The sequence below is a fragment of the Paenibacillus sp. W2I17 genome (genome assembly GCF_030815985.1).
Classification (GTDB): Bacteria; Bacillota; Bacilli; order Paenibacillales; family Paenibacillaceae; genus Paenibacillus.
This window is the reverse complement of the sequence record NZ_JAUSXM010000001.1, coordinates 6,342,896-6,363,003: the sequence shown is the minus strand read 5'-3', so window position 1 is coordinate 6,363,003 and position 20,108 is coordinate 6,342,896. Positions and strand designations below refer to the sequence as shown.

The 20,108-nt window shown below is 45.6% G+C and carries 14 protein-coding genes; 3 read left to right on the top strand and 11 right to left on the bottom strand.

The genetic code is table 11. From position 1 onward, the window contains the following. Positions 1-140 precede the first annotated feature (140 nt). Positions 141-3,653, bottom strand: coding sequence for an S-layer homology domain-containing protein (locus QF041_RS28335; protein WP_307416494.1), 3,513 nt, complete (start codon positions 3,651-3,653; stop codon positions 141-143). Positions 3,654-4,260: 607 nt separating this feature from the next. On the opposite strand from QF041_RS28335, the gene QF041_RS28330 reads away from it, so the two are divergent. Both QF041_RS28330 and QF041_RS28325 read left to right on the top strand, forming a co-directional pair. Beyond that, positions 4,261-5,094: an MORN repeat-containing protein gene (locus QF041_RS28330; protein ID WP_307416493.1), complete on the top strand. Its 834-nt coding sequence runs from the start codon at positions 4,261-4,263 to the stop codon at positions 5,092-5,094. 141 nt (positions 5,095-5,235) lie between these two features. After that, positions 5,236-5,580 (top strand): hypothetical protein, encoded by a 345-nt coding sequence (locus QF041_RS28325; RefSeq protein WP_307416492.1) that lies wholly within the window; start codon positions 5,236-5,238, stop codon positions 5,578-5,580. Positions 5,581-5,710: 130 nt separating this feature from the next. Here QF041_RS28325 and QF041_RS28320 read toward each other — a convergent pair whose 3' ends face one another. After that, positions 5,711-6,172: a MarR family winged helix-turn-helix transcriptional regulator gene (locus tag QF041_RS28320; protein WP_307416491.1), complete on the bottom strand. Its 462-nt coding sequence runs from the start codon at positions 6,170-6,172 to the stop codon at positions 5,711-5,713. Positions 6,173-6,307: 135 nt separating this feature from the next. On the opposite strand from QF041_RS28320, the gene QF041_RS28315 reads away from it, so the two are divergent. Next, positions 6,308-7,186: an SDR family NAD(P)-dependent oxidoreductase gene (locus tag QF041_RS28315; RefSeq protein ID WP_307416490.1), complete on the top strand. Its 879-nt coding sequence runs from the start codon at positions 6,308-6,310 to the stop codon at positions 7,184-7,186. 70 nt (positions 7,187-7,256) lie between these two features. Here QF041_RS28315 and QF041_RS28310 read toward each other — a convergent pair whose 3' ends face one another. From QF041_RS28310 to QF041_RS28270, 9 genes are all read right to left on the bottom strand, one after another. Continuing rightward, positions 7,257-8,084, bottom strand: coding sequence for a sugar phosphate isomerase/epimerase family protein (locus QF041_RS28310; protein ID WP_307416489.1), 828 nt, complete (start codon positions 8,082-8,084; stop codon positions 7,257-7,259). A gap of 145 nt (positions 8,085-8,229) precedes the next feature. Further along, entirely contained in the window at positions 8,230-9,552 is a 1,323-nt protein-coding gene (locus QF041_RS28305) for an LLM class flavin-dependent oxidoreductase (protein WP_307416488.1), read from the bottom strand. A gap of 71 nt (positions 9,553-9,623) precedes the next feature. After that, a complete protein-coding gene (locus tag QF041_RS28300; RefSeq protein ID WP_307416487.1) occupies positions 9,624-10,856 on the bottom strand; it encodes an MFS transporter in 1,233 nt (410 codons plus the stop codon). Positions 10,857-11,010: 154 nt separating this feature from the next. Next, the gene (locus tag QF041_RS28295) at positions 11,011-12,036 is read right to left on the bottom strand and encodes a hypothetical protein (RefSeq protein ID WP_101314508.1); all 1,026 of its coding nucleotides are present in this window, start codon (positions 12,034-12,036) and stop codon (positions 11,011-11,013) included. After that, positions 12,029-15,715: an amino acid adenylation domain-containing protein gene (locus tag QF041_RS28290; protein ID WP_307416486.1), complete on the bottom strand. Its 3,687-nt coding sequence runs from the start codon at positions 15,713-15,715 to the stop codon at positions 12,029-12,031. Before QF041_RS28290 ends, QF041_RS28295 begins: the two co-directional genes overlap by 8 nt. A 36-nt stretch (positions 15,716-15,751) precedes the next feature. Then, the gene (locus tag QF041_RS28285) at positions 15,752-16,624 is read right to left on the bottom strand and encodes an ABC transporter permease (RefSeq protein ID WP_307416485.1); all 873 of its coding nucleotides are present in this window, start codon (positions 16,622-16,624) and stop codon (positions 15,752-15,754) included. Then, positions 16,621-17,601: an ABC transporter ATP-binding protein gene (locus QF041_RS28280; RefSeq protein WP_307416484.1), complete on the bottom strand. Its 981-nt coding sequence runs from the start codon at positions 17,599-17,601 to the stop codon at positions 16,621-16,623. The genes QF041_RS28285 and QF041_RS28280 overlap by 4 nt, the downstream gene beginning before the upstream one ends. An 87-nt stretch (positions 17,602-17,688) precedes the next feature. Beyond that, entirely contained in the window at positions 17,689-18,963 is a 1,275-nt protein-coding gene (gene fabD, locus QF041_RS28275) for an ACP S-malonyltransferase (RefSeq protein WP_307416483.1), read from the bottom strand. Between the two features lie 30 nt (positions 18,964-18,993). Further along, complete coding sequence (locus QF041_RS28270; RefSeq protein ID WP_307416482.1) at positions 18,994-20,064, bottom strand: HAD-IIIC family phosphatase; 1,071 nt, start codon at positions 20,062-20,064, stop codon at positions 18,994-18,996. Positions 20,065-20,108 lie beyond the last annotated feature (44 nt).

Here is a 20,108-nt window from a genome sequence, read left to right as displayed (position 1 = left end):
TGGAACGTCTCAAATATCATCCAAGATGAGATAGTCTTAATCCAAAAAAAACTGATACCCCAAAAGGATATCAGTTTTTTTATCTGCTTTATATCTACTTTATATCTGCTTTATATACGGTTAATTCTCTTCGTTACCTCTTACACGTACATGGCCAGCAACAAGTTGTAGATCATCGTCGCAGCTTCTGCTCGAGTCGTTTCACTTCCTGCACGAACCGTATGGTCTGTATATCCGCTCACAATCTTGGCCTGCACCGCTGCATCCAGTGCTTCTTGTGCCCAAGATGGCGTCTGCGATGCATCGGTGAAGTTTGGTTTAACGGATGTATTACCAGACATTCCGGCTTGTGCATCTGAACTTACTTTCAGCGCATTCGCCATCATGACAGCCATCTCGGCACGGGTAATGGTCCGATCAGGCTTAAATGTGTTATCACCATAGCCTTTCACGATTCCGGCTTGCACGGCTGCGGCAATATCACCTTTTGCCCAGTCTGGCAGACTACCTTGATCTGCAAATGTCAGATCCGACTCCACGGACTTCAGTGCCAGCGCCTTACTGAGCAACGTAACAAACTCTGCCCGTGTGATCTTCTTCGATGGTTGGAACGTACCATCTGTGTAACCTTGAATCACGTTCATGCCCAACAAACGATCTGCATAGTCGGAAGCCCAGTGTCCATTCAGGTCAGACAGATTCACCGGTGTGTAACTGGACACAACGAATGTACCCAGATGATTCACATTGGCCGCTATGCTTCCTGCTGCATTCATCTTGCCACCGATAAATACCCAGCTCTGACGAGCTTCATTATAATAGTAGATCGCAGGTTGGGTGCCGTTAGGCAGATCTGCCGAATCCACATTCAGGCTCAATGCCGCCTGATCATTCAACGTTCTTCCGCCACTACGGCTGATCTGTACAGCTTGTCCAAGTACATTCAGGGAAGCTGTATTCTGCAACTTGTCCTTGGCAACCACAGACACTTGCAGTGTATCCTTGGAACCAATGGCTCCCGATGGAACATTGAATTGCACGATGTCTTTCAGACCCGTTTGGACCGGCTGATTCGCTTCCACCTCTACCTTCACTTCAGTGGATGAATCTGACCCCGTTTCCGGATTGGTTGGTGTGGTTGGAATGGTAGGCGTTGTTGGCACACTTGGTGTGTTTCCTCCAGAATTCTCACCAGAGTTGCCTCCATTACCTCCACCTGAACCCCCGCCACCATTGCCTGAGCGGGCTTGTACAGTCACGGTACGGATAACTTCCTGTGCAGAATTACCAGCGATATCCTTCACGTTATACCGAAGGGTGTAGACCCCTGCTGCTTGTGTGTTCACCGTGCCATCTATCTGTACGGAACCACGGATGCCGACATTATCAGAAGCCTGTGCTCCAGGCTCGTTGTACGTATCTCCCACGTTCAGCGTCATCTGGCTGCTACCTTGCAGGGTGATGACGGGAATCTCACGGTCTATTTTAATGACCAGAGGTAAAGTATACGTTTGTTCCAGATCATCTGTTGCTCGGAATAAAAGGTTGTGCTCTCCCGGCTCCGTTATCTCCAAAGGTGTATTCTCTGTATATAGTTCGTACGTCTGCCCTCCATCACGAGACAACTCGATGATCGCGGAAGTAGCAGGCGCGTATACTGCGCTGGTTACACTAACCGTTACGGACTGGTTCGTCCATGTATCCGTGTGATACGGCTGGCCGTCAGCGGTTGTCATGTTGCTTTTTAACACCAGCGCCTGATTATTCGTACCTTCCACAATGACAGTGAACGTTTTGGGTTGAGATTCCGAGCCACGCTGCACGGTTGCCGTCAGTTCCAATCGCTCATTATTGTGCGGTTGCGTTAGCAGCTTGCCCTCGTTATTCATTAGTTCCGGGTTGGAGCTGGACCAGCTAATGGTTGCACCATGCTTCCCTTCAACAGGAAGGGTAAGATCGGAATGGACCGCGTTCAGATCGCCCAGATCGATTGCTTGAAGTGTATCGGTTACCGCCTGTGCGTCACTGTAAGGTGTGGCACTCATGAAGATTGGGTTGGAGTAGAACCACAGATCGCGATAGTTGCTATCGTTAATTTGATTAAAACGGGTCGTTGCATCAGCTGTCGTATTTTTTGGATCAAGCTGTGGTTCACCATTTACAGTCTCACCTGTCACGTTCATGCCCAGATTCGTACCGCGCAGGCGGAAATACTTGTCCTGGTCTGTGGCTTTGATCTTGGTTGTGATGACATTATAGCCTTCGGCGTCTGTCGTCCAATCGTTGGATGTGAAGGTAGCCAGTACTTTGGTAGAGTCGTTGGTGTCTTTGGTATATGCGGCTGTACCCTTCTGGGCCTTGGCTGTCACATCCCCGGCGATGAGATCGACGTGATCCACCACGGGTACTTGTCCAGCGGACGTGCCACTGTTGATTGGTTTTTCATAGTTGTTGCTCGTGGTTGGACTCTTGAAGCGAATCTTCAACTCTACTTCATCGCCTTGGGTCACATGAAGGTCTCCGCCCATCTCAACCTGAGCACCCGCTCCAGAAGCTGTAAAGTCCAGTGCGTTGATCAGGTCGCCGAATACGGAAAATGATTTCCCCGAACGCAGTCCATCCAGAACAGCCTGCATACCTGTACCCTCAACCCACGAATAGGTCTTAGCATATTCGCCCGGAAAATAACCACTGGAATTCGTGCCAATCGTCTTAAAGTGGTAATCCGAATTGCCATAGTTCCAGAAGTGACGTCCTTCTCCCAGCAATGCATCCCATAGTCCGCCAACCTTGGCGACCATATAGTCTACACCGCCGTATGTACGATATTTGTATCCATCATCTGCGGTCGGATTAGCTACATTGTAGCTTGTGTTGTACCCTCCACGATCCGGTTCCATTTGGTTACCCAGCATGCCTTCGATACCAAAAACCACTTGTGGAGCCAGATCGTTAAACTCACGGAAGTCCGCGATGGTATATTTGTTTTTGCCGCGTGAAGGATGGTTGATCATCGCATAACTTGTCGTTGGATAGTTCGTTGCGAGCCAATTGATGGCGGTTAAGGCATCCTGATGAGTCGTGTAAGCACGTGCTCCGTTCTGATCCCATTTCGTTACGTCTGCCGCATTAAACAGGTTCGCTGCTCGATTCGTGAAACGGTATTCGAATTCCTTGGCAGCGTTCAGCGCTTCGGTTGAATTCGGCTCATCCGTAAGAATCCCCACCCCAACGTGTTCATGTGTCGGCATGTCCCATTCGAAACCGGAAAAGATCGTTTTACCTGCGTATTTGCCTGCATCCTGAAGTGCCTTGATCTGTGGTACCTGATATTCATTCATTCCTTGGGACATCGGTATTGGTCCACCCGAAATGTCGTTCCCGTTGTGATCTCGCTTGGATAACCGCAAATGATCCGTAAGCGCGATCCAGTCCAGCCCATATTTGGTTAAACCCGCATCGAGCACGTTCTCCAGTGAAACCTGTGCATCATCGGACTCAAACGTATGTACATGCAAATCTCCCGTTTGCCAAGAACCTGTTGCCTGATCTGCATAGGATACAGCCGCAGGAAAAGCACCCATGACCATCCCTGTAGCCAAGGGTATAAGTGTAAGCATAGCGAGCATTTTCTTGCCTTTATTATTGAACAAAATCATCCCACCACCCGTTCTGAGTTGTTGTGTCGGGAGTAAATATAAGAGACTTTCGGGGGCAGGGTCAACGGCCTGGAAGCATGTATTTAAAATTTTACATATACCTGCATTCTTTCATATTCCGTTAAAGGTTTCTCAAGCTTTTTCTAACAGAGTCATGCTCTGTACTGCTCCATATTGGGGGAGTGAATCTAGGGATAACGCAGCAAATAGGAGGCGATACAAAATTCAGAGATTGTTCACGATTCAGGAAAGTTCCACCACTGCTGTGGATCATTAGGAGGAGAACTGGTGTAGCGGAATGATGAATTAGAGAAGATAGTGGGTTTTGTAAAAAATCAGAATGACGTATACGCTGAGTATAGAAAAAAAGTACCCACGAACTACAGGCATAATATGTCATGAAGCCGCAGGTACTTTGGGTTGAGCGGGATTTTGCTTCAGCATTTACATCTTTACTTTTGTGAACTGGGGACGAGTTGTTTGTGAAATCAGACCTATCTCCACTTTATATTCATACTGGAAAAATACGATACATAAACCGATAATGTTGAAGATAGCTAACAACGCAACAATCATTATTCATTGAAGGAGTTGCACACTTTTGAAAAGATTCTATCTAGGTTTTGGATTAACGATCACTATTATCATTGGACTATTATCAAGCTCTACTCCAACAGAAGCAGCATCGAAGAAAGTAAACTTAAAATTGTCAGATGGAGCGACGTACTATGGTGAAGTTTTAAACGGGAAACCTCATGGTAAAGGAACCGCAAGATGGGGAGAAACCGAAGTTTACTCTGGAGATTGGGTGAGTGGTACGCGGCAAGGAAAAGGCAAGTATACATATACATTAGTTGAAGGTGGAGGTGTCCCCTTTGAGGATTACAATGAATCTAATATGGGCCATGGAACAGGTGAATTCACTACAAAAACCTACACCGGATCATGGATTAATGGTACATATCATGGTAAAGGAAAAGAAATTACGCAATGGTTAGAAGTACAGTATCTTACTTCTGATGGCAAGGTTTACCCTGTACATGACCGTTACAACAACACCATTAACGATGGAACATTCAATCAGGGCAAGATGTCTCAAGGATTTTACGCAATCCACTCTTCAGATACTGTCTCACTAGGATATACTGATCATACAACTACGATTGCTCTCAAAAATGATTATTTCAACGAAAAGTTAACTGGGGATAAAGACTTTTTTGACACGATTATCAATTATAAAAAGAAACACGGTTCATCTGAAAAATATATTGGGATTAAACCATCCGAATTCTCCAAAGGTACATTAACTAGTGGCAAATTCACGGGGGTTACGCATCTAATCGATTATAGTAATTCAGTAAGTTATTCTAAACAAGTCATAATGAAAGATAACGTATTAAAAGAGAACTCACATAACATCTACAGCCTTTCATAAAGATCGCAAGAAGACCATTAATGAATTCCTGCAAGCTATTAAGCCCTATTCAGTTAAAATCAATACCATCTCTGACGAGATTATGTCATTAAAAGACATTAACTATGAGGGAATAATCCCCTAGGTAGGGGAGGTCACAAAATGAGAAAAAGGCGATGGATTGTGAGCATAGTCATTTTGATTATCATACTTTTCATGAGCGAATTGATGATGTTGTCCTCAGGAAAGGTTGGCGTTCTCAACATAACGCAGAGAGTTATTTCAGGTGCACCTCATGTTATCGTTCAAGGGCAGACACTGTCTTACCAAGGTAAGGTTCATTGGGAGGATATCCAAAGTATTATCGAAGAATATTCCGCAAGCGATGAAGGAACGGTCTTGTATAAAGCACTAGGCACCCCTGTCCCACCACCTTGGATATATGTGAGAAAAGGAAACCATCAGGGTTTCCGATATAAAATCCCGCAGCTTCCCTGGAAACTATAAAATGATCTGGGAACTTCACGAGCGGACATCACCAGATGTCCGCTTTTGCTATGAATTTGTAGTCTACCTCGCTCAATGGTGACATGTCCTATGGTTCGGGTATCAAATACAATCCACACTATAGAACCTCTCACTTTTCTTCCAATCCGTTAAACTGCCTGAGCATGGCGGTGAAACGCTCCAATTCCTTATCATCCCATCTGGATATACGGTCATAAAAAGCTGACTCCTTCTCCTTGAGCGCAGCAACCGTCGATTGTTGACCAAGTTCCGTAAGAGACAGTAACACCCCGCGCCGATCCTTAGGGTCTTGCTCTTTGCTTACATATCCCGACTTTTCGAGTTGTTTGATTAATCGGCTCACCGAGCTGCGGTCCATTGCATTCGCTTCTGCCAAAGCCGCGGCACTTGTTGGGCCATAGGAGTAGAGCCACCGTACCAGTTGAAAAGCGGCAGGTTGCAGGTTCCCATCAAAACGCTCGGCAGATCGAACGTTAAGCGCATGCGATGCACTGATCAGTGCATGAATCTGCTCACCCAGCGCTAGCTCGAGGGTTGCTCTATCTTTGGTTTTGACTGGATTTTCACTCATTATTGTTAACTCCCTCTCCCTGAAACATGAAAGTAGACTCTTGAAATATAGTTGACAAATATCAATTAATATTTATAGTTGATTTATGTCCATTATATAATTCCGAATCTATTCGTGTCAAAAGGAGATCTTCTTATGAAAACTAAACATCCCATTATTGTAATTACCGGAGCAACAAGCGGTTTAGGGCAGCTTGCTGCCATGGAACTCGCCAAACGCGGAGCACAGCTTATACTCACAGCCCGAAGCAAGGAACGTGCCGAGGCTACCAGGTACAAAATCAAGGAAATCATGCCTTCTGCCAAAATTGAATTTTTCTATGGAGACTTGTCCTTACTGAGTGATGTAAAACGTGTTGGACTTGAGATTGCAGCCGCTTATCCGCGTATAGACGTACTTTTGAATAATGCCGGACTTCATGCTTTTGAACAGAGAGTCACGTCCGAAGGATATGCCGAGATGATTGCCGTCAACTATTTGGCACCTTGGCTGTTAACGCACACATTGCAATCTTCCCTGATTCAGTCGGGGCGTGCCCGTGTCGTCAATGTTGCATCTGAAGCTTCGCGGAATCACGGCACTCTGGTGTTGCCAGATGACTTAACGGATATCACTCCTTTTACTGCACGTGGTTCCTCTCCAATCTATGGCAAAACCAAACTGCTCAATATTATGTTTACTGGTGAACTAGCGAGACAATGGCGTGAAACCGGAATTCGCGTAAATGCCTTGAATCCTGGCTTTAATGTTACGGGTCTAGGACGAGAGCTATGGTTTGCAAGTGTGCTTGAACGCATGTTAACCTTTTTGCACATTGGCGACCCGCGCCGGGGTGCGGATATCATTACTCGGTTGGCTGTGGATTCGAAGTATGGCGAGGTTTCGGGAGGATATTTCAATGTGGGAACTGGAGCATCTATTGTTCCTATACATCCTGGTGGAGATGAGGGCATGCAAAACAGACTGTGGATCGTTACGAAACAACTGATGAAAGATCACGGCGTGCTGGATTAATTGAACAAGAATAGGGGGGTTCCATAAGCCATAAACATAGCTAGGAACACCCCCTCCTTTTTTCAGTACCTTAGATTGCCGCGAATACCTTGTCAAAACCTGCTTTCGACTTAGCCAATATTTCATTCAAATTTAGGGTCGGCGCCGGAGCCAGCACCTCCTGTGCCACCACACCATTGTAACCAATCGCCTGCAGGTTTCTCAGAAATCCACTCAGATCAATGACCCCTTCGCCGGGGTACAAGCGTTCTCCATCCTTCAATTCCTCGATTGGCAAATCATAAGCATCGTTGATATGCACATGAACAATCTGCTCTTTCTTCAACTTCAACAGATCTTCCATCGGTAAACCATTTGTATGCCAGTGATAGGAATCTACCAGTAAACCTACGTTAGGCGCATGGATCGTCTCGATCCAGTCCAGCGTATCTTCCATACGCCAGATAAACGGATTCTTCCATTGCGTCCGCAAATGGTGGCAGCCAACAAACTCCAGACCCAACTTAATCCCGTAAGCGTCCAAGATATCTGCGCAGAGTCTCAAGCGTTTCGTAGCCGCGGCCATAAATTGCGCTGCCGGTTGATCCGTTGAGGGTAAAATATACGTGCAACAGCTGTAACAGTCCAGCGAAGCAGAAGCTTCTGCCATAGCGACCAACGATTGCAATCCCTCACGGAATTGCTCATCTGTCGTCCGCCACTCCACCGTCAGCCCCGATGAACCGATGATCACCTGATTGCTTTCCAGCAGATGTTGCGCCTGTTCCTTGCCATACGTTTCAATCAATGAGAGCGGATTCAAATCTACAGATCCGAATCCGTGCTTGGCCGCATCTATGATATATTGTTCATCAGACTCGATGTTGCCCAGTCCCGCATTCGTTAACCCTCTAATCATCCCAATCTCCTCCTGTGACTCGTCTGGAATTGCAGCTTGTGTATCATTTTCTTTATCATTTTATAATAGCAGTACTCTCCGAAAAAGAAACCATCAAAAAAGAGCCGCAACAACGTTAATTAACGTCATTACCGCTCTAGCTTCTCTATCTCACACGCTCTAATGTATATCGATTACGCGGAATCTCAAGACCCAGATTCTCCCTTAGCGTCTCATGTTCATACTCCGTACGGAATAGCCCTCGTTCTTGCAGAACCGGGACAACTAGCTCCACGAAATCTTCCAATCCATTGGGCACCACGGTACGAACATTGAATCCGTCTGCCGCTTCGCCTTCAAACCATTCCTGAATCCGATCTGCGATCTGATCCGGTGTACCAATGAACGATGTACGCGGGGTAGATGCCAGCAATGCCACTTGACGCAGGGTCAGCCCTTTTTCTCGTGCCTGCTGCTTGATCTTATCTGTTGTACTGCGGAAGCTGTTGCTGCCAATCTCCCCAATCTCGGGGAAAGGTTCATCCAGGGCGTACTGGGAGAAGTCATAATGATCGAAGTACCGCCCCAGATAGTTCAACGCCTGATCAATACTCACCAGTTTGGCAATTTCCTGATACTTCTGCTCCGCCTCTTCCGCTGTTCTACCCACAATCGGGCCGATGCCCGGGAAGATCAGGATATCCGCTGCCTGACGTCCATATCCTACTGCTCTTGCCTTCACATCCCGGTAGAACTCCCTTGCTTCCTCCAGCGTCTCATGTCCTGTGTAGACGGCATCCGCCGATCGGGCGGCCAGGTCTTTACCAGATTCAGATGAGCCCGCCTGGAAAATCACCGGATAACCCTGCTTCGAACGTCCCACATTAAGTGGACCCTGTACTGAGAAGTGCGCTCCCTTGTGATTTAGCGTATGTAGCTTGGCAGGATCGAAAAATACGCCCTGCTCCTTGTCTCCGACAAAGGCATCGTCCTCCCAGGAATCCCAAAGGCCTTTGACCACATTCAGATGTTCTTCCGCAATCTCGTAGCGGAGCGCATGGTTCGGATGTTCTCCTTTGCCAAAGTTCAGTGCCGATCCTTCCAGAGGTGAAGTAACCACATTCCATCCGGCTCTCCCACCGCTTAATTGATCCAACGAGGCAAATTGCCGCGCAACCGTGAAGGGTTCACTATAGGAAGTAGACAATGTAGCAACCAGCCCGATGTGGGAGGTTGCCCAGGCGAGTGCAGACAGAAGCGTCAGAGGTTCGAAGCGATTGAGAAAATGAGGATTGGACTTCTCGTTAATGAAGAGGCCATCTGCAATAAAGAGCAGATCAAACTTGCCTTTTTCCGCGATACGCACCTGCTTCTTGTAGAATTCCAGACTAACACTCGCGTTAATGGGAATATCCGGGTGACGCCAAAAGGAAATGCTGTTACCCACTCCATTCAGATTAGCTCCCAACTTCAATTGTCGTTGTGACATATATATTACTCCTTATGTTGTAGTGATGACCATTCAGTTCGAGTATCCTTTTATCTCTGAGAGTCGTTTCGTCATTTCTTTATGCTGTTTCCGCCAGCTTCTGCTGCTGCCATGCCTAATCCCCGTTTATCCGCCTTCTTCACATCACTAACTCTGACTGCCCAAGCCGCTCCAAGCAATACAATGCCTGTGAAGAGAAAAATAAACGGAATGCCGATCCATCCACCTAGAAAACCACCGATTAACGGTCCAAGTACAATACCGAACTGACTCGCCGTCTGACTCAGACTGACAGCCCTCCCACGAAAATCATGATCAGCATACTTGATGATCAGCGCATTAAGCGCCGGATAAACCGCGGCAAAGAACAAACCATAAACAAATCGCAAGCTGCCAAAATAAATCAGATTATTTGCTGTCATTTGCAGCAGACTGCCAATTCCGCCGCCAATCAGACCGATAAACAGGGTTTTCTCGTATCCGATCCTTCCACCAATCTTCCCCCATCGCGGCCCCATAATGACGGTTGCCACACCAATTGCCGAGAAAACAATACCTGCACTAAGTGTTGCACTGCCAACATCTCCGCCAATCTGGACGACATAGAGCGTCAACACCGGTTCGATGATAAGTACGGAGGTCGAGACTAGCAGAATCAAACCGTAGATTCGCATCAAACCTGGCGTGGAAGCCGCTCTTTTCAAATCCCCTATGATCTTCGTTGGAACTATCGTCCGAGCTTGTCGTGACTCCTTAACACCGAGGACCATCAGAGCCGCGAGTAATGTAATGACAGCCGATGCAATGAAACATCCCCGCAGTCCGATCCAGTGACTCAACACACCACCGGCAAGAGGACCCAGAATCCCGCCCGCAGCGCTGGCCGTGGAGATTACGCCAAGTGCATATCCCACCTGTTTCTCCGGAGTATTGGTGCCAATCAGTGTAATCGAGGCGGGATGAAAACCAGCCATGAGTCCCTGAAAGACCCTCACCGCGATAAACGTATACGGATCGTAAACAAAGAAGTTAGCCAGATGTGCAACGCCTAGCCCTACACCAGAACGGACCAGCATCAGTTTGCTGCCATATTTATCAGCCAGTGATCCCCAGAAGGGTGCGCATAATCCACTGATCAGAAAGCTGATGGAGATCGAAATACCGGACCAAGCTTCTAGGCCGCTCTGGATACCAAGATCATTTTGCAGAAATATAGGAAAGAACGGAACGGACAGCGAGTACGCCATATGATTAAAAAACAGGCCGAACCACAGAATATACAGATTTCTCTTCCATTGTGGCATCTTGGCATTCTCCATACTATATAATTCCTATATAAAAAGTAGGTTATTATCCATATTAGGGTAACGTCATCGGAAAGTATAATAGAAAAGTTCAATAGACCCATTCAAGAATTAAATGAATGGGTCTATCTTATCGGCGATACATCGTATTTAATTATTGTCCTAACTGTGATTGATACTCGTATTCGAATACATGTTTCATAATAGCCAATTCCATATTTTTCAATTCAATGATTTTATCAAGCATGACATCATACTTTTTGTATACACCCTGCTCCATGATGAATTCATTCATATACATGACCAGATTACGGAGTTTCAAAGCTTCGCTTACCAGTTCTTCCAATCGGATTTTTAACGAAGGATCGGGGAGAAAGTCAAGTATGGCTTGAGCAAGCAGTTGTTTATGTTCGTAAAGCAGGTGAAAAGGATGTATAGCAAACGGCTGATTTTGCATCCCTTCCTTCTGCATCCCCAGCATATCAATCATCTTATCGTATATTTCACTTCCAAGATAACGGTGATCCTTTCTCAGAATACTGCGAACTTGATTAGTCTCTCCTACGTATTCTTTCAAAATATTCATTAGATCCTCTTTGGAGAACTGGAGAACCGTTTCATAATAATATTCACTTGGTTCCTTATACTCATCTGTCTTTTCAATGGCCCATATTCCGTTTAGGTAATCCGTAGACCATTCAGCATCGAAATTCGAATCTTGAATAACAGTGATCTCATCATAGGGAAGCCATTTCTCACCGTAGAATCCATCCCAAAAATCATGGCACAGAAACTCTTTACGATCCGAATCAAATCCAGAGATGAATACCTCATGTTTACCACCGCCAGGAATATTTCTCAGGAAATAAATATAATTATTCTTTTGAATTAGTTCCACTATAAAATCTTGCAGTTCCCACTGTTTTAAAATCATATCTCTATCGTACACCCTTGTAATCAACATAGGGCATGTCGACATTTTGAATTTGTGCCAAGGATAATATTGTGAACAGACATCCAATCCATAGCCCCCTTCATCATTGTGACTCAGGATGACCAATAGAAAATTATGATAAATCCAGCTACGTGAACGCTTGTCCAAATCCAGCATCGAAAAGAGACTCGCATGATGTGGGTAGGTAGTCATTAAAGGCTCGTTCATTTGCAATTTTTTAATCATGACTGATCTCCAATCCTGAGCAATTTATTAAGTTATGCTTCTCCAGTTCATGAATGGCTTCCAGCTTGCTTGTGAATTTTCTCCACTGATTATGTGTCATATTCTCCCGATATACCGCCTTCGCCAGTACATTACGTAACTCACTCCAATGATCCTGTATTGCCTGAGCAGCAGAAACAAGATCGGTATGATGTTCATATAACCGTTGCATACGATAGGTTTCGACCTTTTTGGCATTCACAATGTCTACAATGGATTGTAGAACAAGTTCAGCATAGGCCATATCAGGTGAATCTTCTTCTTCATTGAACTGATACGTCTTCTGTATGAAGGACAGAAGATGACTCATTTCCTGATTAATCTCCCCTGGTGTAACGCGTACATGATCAATAAACATGTCACGCAGTTCTCCCAGCATGATATTGTTTCTTTCATGTGCGACAGTTTCACAAGCTGAAAATGCATAGAACGTGGGTACTTCTTCTTCCTCCATGAAAAGCCGTACGAATCCTTCATAAGCTTGTACAATATCATTCATAGGCATCTCCATCGGTTGATACGTGAGATTGTCCCGGTGATCATGTTCTATTACATGGAACACTTGCCGCTGGAGATCATACCCATAGATTAATAAGGAATGAGGCCAGTGGGTACGTAAATACATGTCTTTGCGCAAGGACTCGTAATAACAGTCCACTCGGATAATTACTGGGCGGTTCAAATTAACCGCCTCCATAATATCTTTTCGTACATCCTCGCTGTAGGTCTTCGTTTCATAAGTTAGCCCCATACGTTCAATTAGCTGGGCATCTGATAATACAGCTTGATACTCTAATCGGAGTATGCCCTGATGTTCATCGAATCTATAGTGCATTCGGTCGTTGATCATCACAGGCAGTACACCAATAGAATAGAAGTTCAATACGGGAAAGAGTGAATTATAGAAGCAGTTTTTGTAGAAAACATCATTAAACGGCTCTATTCCTGCGATGATAACTATTGGCCTATGGGAATGATGTAATATAAGATGATCCGCTTCCGCTGTTGCCCCGACTTCTTCGGTAAATTGCTCCATTGCACCATCTGTCTCTGGCATATCCTGCTCTTCAAGAAGTATCTCTTTTTCAGAGTTATACTCATCCGCTTCATACCCCTTGTTTCGAAGCACTTCAGCCAGTGATGCAATGGTCTCATACCGCATCACTTCATCAGCAGTAAGCGGAATACTCTGCCTCTCCATATCGGCCTCAAGTTTGATGACATTCAGTGAATGCCCCCCAATTTCGAAGAAGCGGGCATGAACGTCAATCTCTTTCAATTGCAACAGATCCGACCACAATTCCGCGAGCACCTGCTCTAATGCATTGCGTGGAAGTGTAATATCTGTCCCTTCTCCCTGTAAGAGCAAAGGATCTGGAAGAGCTTTTCGATCCAATTTCCCATTGGCCGTATATGGCATATGATCCAACATGGTGTATCTGGAGGGCAGCATATATTCAGGCAACTCTGTCAGCAAAAAAGATCGCAATTGCTCCTGATTGATACTTTGGCTCTCCGTTACTGTGTAATAGGCACATAACAGGGACTGCCCATCCTGATCTGACCGAACTGTGACCGCAGCAGCCGAGATAGCCGGGTACTGGAGCAATCTGTTCTCGATCTCCCCGAGTTCGATCCGATAACCACGTATTTTCACTTGAAAATCAGAACGACCCAGATACTCCAGATCTCCATTCGCATTGAGACGTGCGAGATCTCCCGTTTTATACATATAAGCGCCTTCATGAAAAGGATCCTTTACAAACCTCTCGGCCGTAAGCTCAGGTCTGTTCCAATAACCTCTGGCTACTCCATCTCCTGCGATGCATAACTCTCCCGTTGCCCCGATTGGCATATGCCGATGCCGCTTATCCAGAATATAGATACGGGTATTGGCAATCGGATGACCGATCGAAATTGTCGAGGTAGGTGAAAGTTCCTTAATGCTCGACCATATTGTTGTTTCTGTGGGACCATACATATTGTAGATGCGGGCAGAGGTCATCCCCGCGACCTCCTCATACAAGGCATACGGTAGAGCTTCCCCTCCGATCATCAATATCTGAATTACGCTCCATACCGGTGAATCGACTGTAAGCCCAATCTGAAGCATTCGCAGTCGAGAAGGAGTTATTTGTATTAATTCAATGTTGTGAGTAACAATTAGATGCGCAATACGGCTTGGATTTAACTGATCCTCCTCTACCGCCATTATCAGTGTTAACCCGTTAGCGAGTGCCCCAAGCGTCTCCAGTACAAAGATATCAAAGGAGAATGTTGTGAGGGCGAGAATTCGTTTGCCAGCTTCAAAAGAAATGCTGCGGGATACACCTTCCACAAAGTTTCTTAGTGCCAGATGTTCAATCATGACCCCTTTCGGCCTGCCTGTAGATCCGGAAGTATATATCAAATAAGCCAACTGCTCCGACGAAATAACAGGCAGTGAGATATGTTGGTCATCCCATTCTTCCATGCGAGAAATATCGATTATTTGGCCTGTATATATGAGTGAGCCGATAAGATCGGGCCTAGTTAGCAAAATCGCAGCCTGGCTATCCTCCAGCATGAACTGCAAACGATTATTTGCATATGCAGGGTCCATCGGCATGTAAGCAGCCCCCGCCTTAAGTACACCCAGCATAGCCAAGAGCATGTCTTCCGATCGGGTTAACAGAATTCCTACAACGGCACCTGATCTTACTCCCTGAGCTAGCAGGCATTTCGCAAGTTGATCTGATTTGCAATCCAAGCTTCGATAGGTAAGAATATTATCTCCGCAGATCACTGCGGGAATATCCGGCTGTTGTGCAGACCAAGACTGGATCATCTGGATGATTGAACGAACTTCAGGAAAACGTATCTCCGTATCATTCAGATGTTGAATAACCTGGTCTTCCTTGAGCGAGAGCATCTTTATATGATGTAATCCCTCATCTGGATGGGTTGTACAAATAGAGAGCACACGCATCACATGGTCTACAATCTGTTCAATAATTGCTGGAGAATATAATGCAGCATTGTAATTCATTCGTAACGCCAGCCCCACTTTAGACATTTGAAGTGAAAACACCATATCGGCCAGGGGCCCTGTTTCCTGCAGATTCTCCTGCATATTGTCCATTCGAACCACAGTGGCCACTCTTGGCAAGTCTGTGCCCTCATGACCAAGCAATTCAAGAATTTTTTCCAATGAAAGATGGTTATACTTTTTGGCTGTACCCACAAGGGTCCTGAGCTGAAGAACGAGTTCCTTAAAAGAATACTCTTCACCAAAATTGATGCGAACAGCACGTAGTTGACTTGAATTTGCTGCACCAGACGAAGCGGGAATACCTACAGTTATATCGTCATTGTCCAGATAACGGTGTAACACGTATGTGACACCTGCCAGAAGAAGAATAAATGCCCCTGCTTCGGTGTTCCCGGAAATGCGAAATATTTGTTCTGAAACAGGTTGAGGAAATGCAAGTTGCATCTCCTCAAACACTTGCTCACCCCATGTTCCCCTCGTTTGTTCACCAGGGAACATACTGAATTGAAGGTCCCCTGAGAGATGGTTTAGCCAATATTGCTTCTCCTCTTCGAACTTTCGGCTCGACAATAGCAAATTTTGCATGAATGCACCTGGCTCTGCTGACAATTAGCACGCCTCCCATTCTCTTTGGGATAAGAATAATCAGATCAGGTTGAGACCTTTTTTCTTTGCCATCTTTTCTACCTTGCGCAGCATAATGATTGAGATGATTGTATACGAAATGGCAAAAAAGATGAGGATGCACCATTCCATCCAGATCGGTGCAAGGGGCACCCAATCTGTTTTGAAACTGTAATAACGCACCATATCATACCCCCAGGTATAAGGCAGGAGATATGCGATCCAACGAACGACTGCAGGAAACTGGTCCACTGGGAAATAAGCACCTGCTACAAATTCAAACATGATAAACAAAATACCCACAATGGATGAGACCTGGCGGTACAGAATCCCCAGTAGTGCAATCATGACGCCAAGCGCCATTAATGCAACGATGACCACAAGACAGGTGACTAGAATCATCATGGATTCAGCAAAGTTGAGACCTGCGTACAGGACAAGCAGGATATACATCGGTATGAACACAATGACATTCATTAATGCACTGGCTACAACCGTCCCTACATAATACGCATAACGAGAGATTGGATTGCAGTACAGATACTCCAATGTGCCGTTATGGAGATCATTCGTCACGGCTCCGAGCGGAGCGTTTAACGCTACTCCGTAGAACAGCCATACAAGTATTGCACCCAGATAAAAGATAAACAGGTTATCTCCTTGAAGTACATTCTCTCCCTCGTATACAACAAACGTGGACATCAGCAGGAAAAAGAGTACTCGTAGACCCAACTGTAGGAAGTTACCGAAGAAGTTGGGCAGATACCTTACAGCAATCTGCAATTCCTTCACGGTTGTTGCCCACACGACGGTGAAAAATCCGGTAGGTCTACCTATGGCTTGCAGCTTTAGCGTTTCCTGACCTGTCCCGGTTTTAGCGTATTCGATACTCACTGTTCTCTGCCTCCTGCCAATGTGTACTCTAAATTCTCATCAGACTTCACATAGAGCTGAACAAACAAATCTTCAAGTGTTAGTTGTCTATGCTGAATGGTCGTATGGATATTCCCTTCTTTTAATTCACTAATAACCGCGCCCATCCCGTCGTACAGGTTCGTGATTCCGAAGGAAACCATGTCTTCCTCCTCACGAATAATGGTGGAAGCTACCTCCGGCAGAGCAGTGATTCGCTCCTGAATGGAAGGGGGCAGGTCTGCTCTGGGAATGTCGATGAATTCAACTGCGCCCAGATTGGCTTTTAGTTCGGCAATTGTACCTGTTTTAAGGAGTGTTCCTTTGCGCATCAGGGACACACGGTCCGTCATGTCTTCTACCTCAGTCAGAATGTGAGAGGTCAGAATAATGGATTTCCCCTCATCCCGTACATAACTTTTAATGAACTCACGTACACGTCTGGAGATCACGGGGTCCAGGCCCTTGGTCGGTTCATCCAGATATATCACTTCAGGATCATGCAGCAGGGCTCGCATAATGACAACGGTTTGCTTTTGGCCTCCCGATAATTGCATAAATTGCTTGTTCAGATGCTCCGAGAAATCCAGATACGTACTTAATTTGTCAATCTGGTTAGAAATCTCTTGTTTGCTAAGTCCCGTAAGTCTTCCAAAGAATATCAAGTTCTCTCGAACAGTTAATCTCGCATAAGCAGAGCGTTCAGTATCTTGACCCACGTATCCGATTAGTCTCCTGATGATGTTCGCATCGGTATCCAAATCGTAGCCGCCGATATTGACAATTCCGGAGTCCTTGGTCAACAGAGTCGCCAGCACTTTAATAAATGTTGTTTTACCTGAACCGTTGGTTCCCAGAATTGTGTGGATCTCACCCTTGCGAAGCTCAAAAGACATGTTATCTAACGCTAGGTGTTTTCCATAGGACTTCGTGACGTTCTCAGCGGATAGCACTCTCACTTGTTCTCCCCCTTTATGTATTGCCTGTACTGCTGAATTCATGTGGGGGCGAATACGCTATTACAGCGCATTTCGCCCCTAATGTAATCACTTTACGCCGACAGCTTCGTGTACCAGATACTCCGCCAGTTCGTAGTGATGTCCAGTATCATCAATGATATGATTCATCCACTGATTTCTTTCTTTAACAGGTAACTTTTTGGTTTCAAAGATGCCCTTGAGCAGTTCCAACGCTTCTATCATTTGCTCTTTTGAGGGCTTGTCCCCCGCATTTTCAACCTGCTCCTGAATTGCCTGGATTCGTTTGTAACGCTGAACAACGCCTTGTTGATACTCTGCTTCATCCCAATTCTGGTTCGGCGTTGCCACTGCAATTGCTAAACATTTAGTGATGACTGTGGGTACTCCTTTTTTCTTCTTGCCATCCGATTGAAACATGCTAATCAATTTTTGACGTTCCGCTTTTTCGCCAAAGCAGAGCGAATTGATATCAGGACAGTTCGTTTTGGTCAATTTATTCAGTACATTTTTGGGTCCCATTTCGATGGCAAGTGTGACACCGAAACGCTCAAGGTATTGAAGAATCCGTGTCCATTGCACAGGTTTGACCATCTGATCTGTCAGCAATCCCGGAATTCGCTCCACATCACCATAAGGTTGACCTGTAACATTGGATAGTACCGGCCATTTGAACATATTGTACGAATACTTTGCCAGTTCTTGGCCGAGCCGCTCTGCATCTTCCGCCATCAGCGAACTATGAATGGGTGCACTGGACATTAGGGGAGTAACCTGACCATCGGCATCCAATACGGCTGATTCGATCTCCTCCAGTACGTATTGATGACCGGATACGGCAGCTTGTGTTGGCGAATTATAACAGGAGACTACAGCTACACCCTGCTCGCCGCTGTATTGTTCACAGAGTTGCTCCACGATGGATGCGTCAATACCGTCCATAATGGTCATTGATCCTGTGCCCCGATCAATATGAATCTGCATCATCGCACCGCGCAATTTGGTGATTCGGACAGCATCGGAAAATGTCATGGCGCCTGAACATACCAACGCCGAATATTCACCCATACTGTGACCTGCACAGAATTGTGGTCGAATCCCCACTTCTTCCATATACACTCTGAAAGCCGCTACATTCGTTGCCAGAAGAGCAGGTTGCATATTCTCATTCTGATTCAGTTCAGATAAACTTCCTTCAAAACATAGTTTTGCCAGATCCACACCTGCAACGTCACTCGCTTCCTCGTACGTTTGCTTGGCTATGCTATATTGATCATAGAAACTCTTTCCCATACCTACATACTGAGAACCTTGTCCCGGAAACAGCAGTGCTATTTTTTCCATGTCGTAACCTCCATTAATAGGGTTGGTGTATTAATTATTAATAATGTTCAGTTCCACATATGAAGGAATTTTCTGAATATAGCTCATGTCGTGTTCAAAAATGACAAGGTCCTCTTCCTGATGGATTTCTTTGAATCCGCCAAATTTATAGGTCAGATACATCATCCGATTACGATCGGTCATTTTGAATTCAGCCCGTATCTTGACCCCGGCTTCTTTCGCCTGTTCTAGGATATAATTCATGAGAATCGTGCCTACCCCTCGTGACATTACACGGCAAGACATCAGCAGCAGCTTCACGGTCCAGTACTCCTCTTCCATCTCAAGCAAAGCGAGTCCAATTTTTCCATATGCTCCATACTTGTCTTCCAGTCCTGTAATGAGAAGTTTGTGATTAGGAGATTGACTGAGTTGTTCCAGATCTTCATAGGAATAGGTATACCCTGTGGTGTTCAGCTGATGAGTCCGCACCGTCAACTCTTCTGCACGCTGCAGATCATCTCCCTTAAGGGGTGAAATCGTAAATATCATGCCAAGTGAAGCCAGAAAGTCATCTTTGGGACCTGTGAATTCCTCTTCCGCCTTATTACGGATCTCATCGCTTTTGTACATTAAACGGCGAAGTCTGGAGTCCTCCGTAATAAAACGGGGATTCATCATCTCCATGTCGGGAATGTCCAGGTACTGGGCAGCATCTATGCATCGAACTTCAGCATGCTCAAACTGTACCTCCTCCAGCTCAAACATCTGATCATCCACAAAAGCAACCGTATTCGCTCCGATATTAATGGAAGTTATGATGGATTGAATAGAGCTCGACTTGGAATTCCAGTGAATCTGGGGGTATAGGAAATATTCATGAATTCCGAATTCCTCAAGCTTCTCCATGGCTGTCTGATGGTCATTTTTACTGGCGATGGATTGCAGGACCCCACGCTCGTCCAGTGTCCGGATCACATCAATAATTCCCTCTCTCAAGACAACATTCTCATCTTCCAGAAGGACACCTTCCCAGATTGTATTATCCAGATCCCAGACGACCAGCTTCACCTTCTCTTGCTTTTGCTTGTCCATTACCGAACTTACCGATGGATCACCCATACCTGAACCCCTCCTTGGCATATTGTTCAAAACTATTGCTTCAA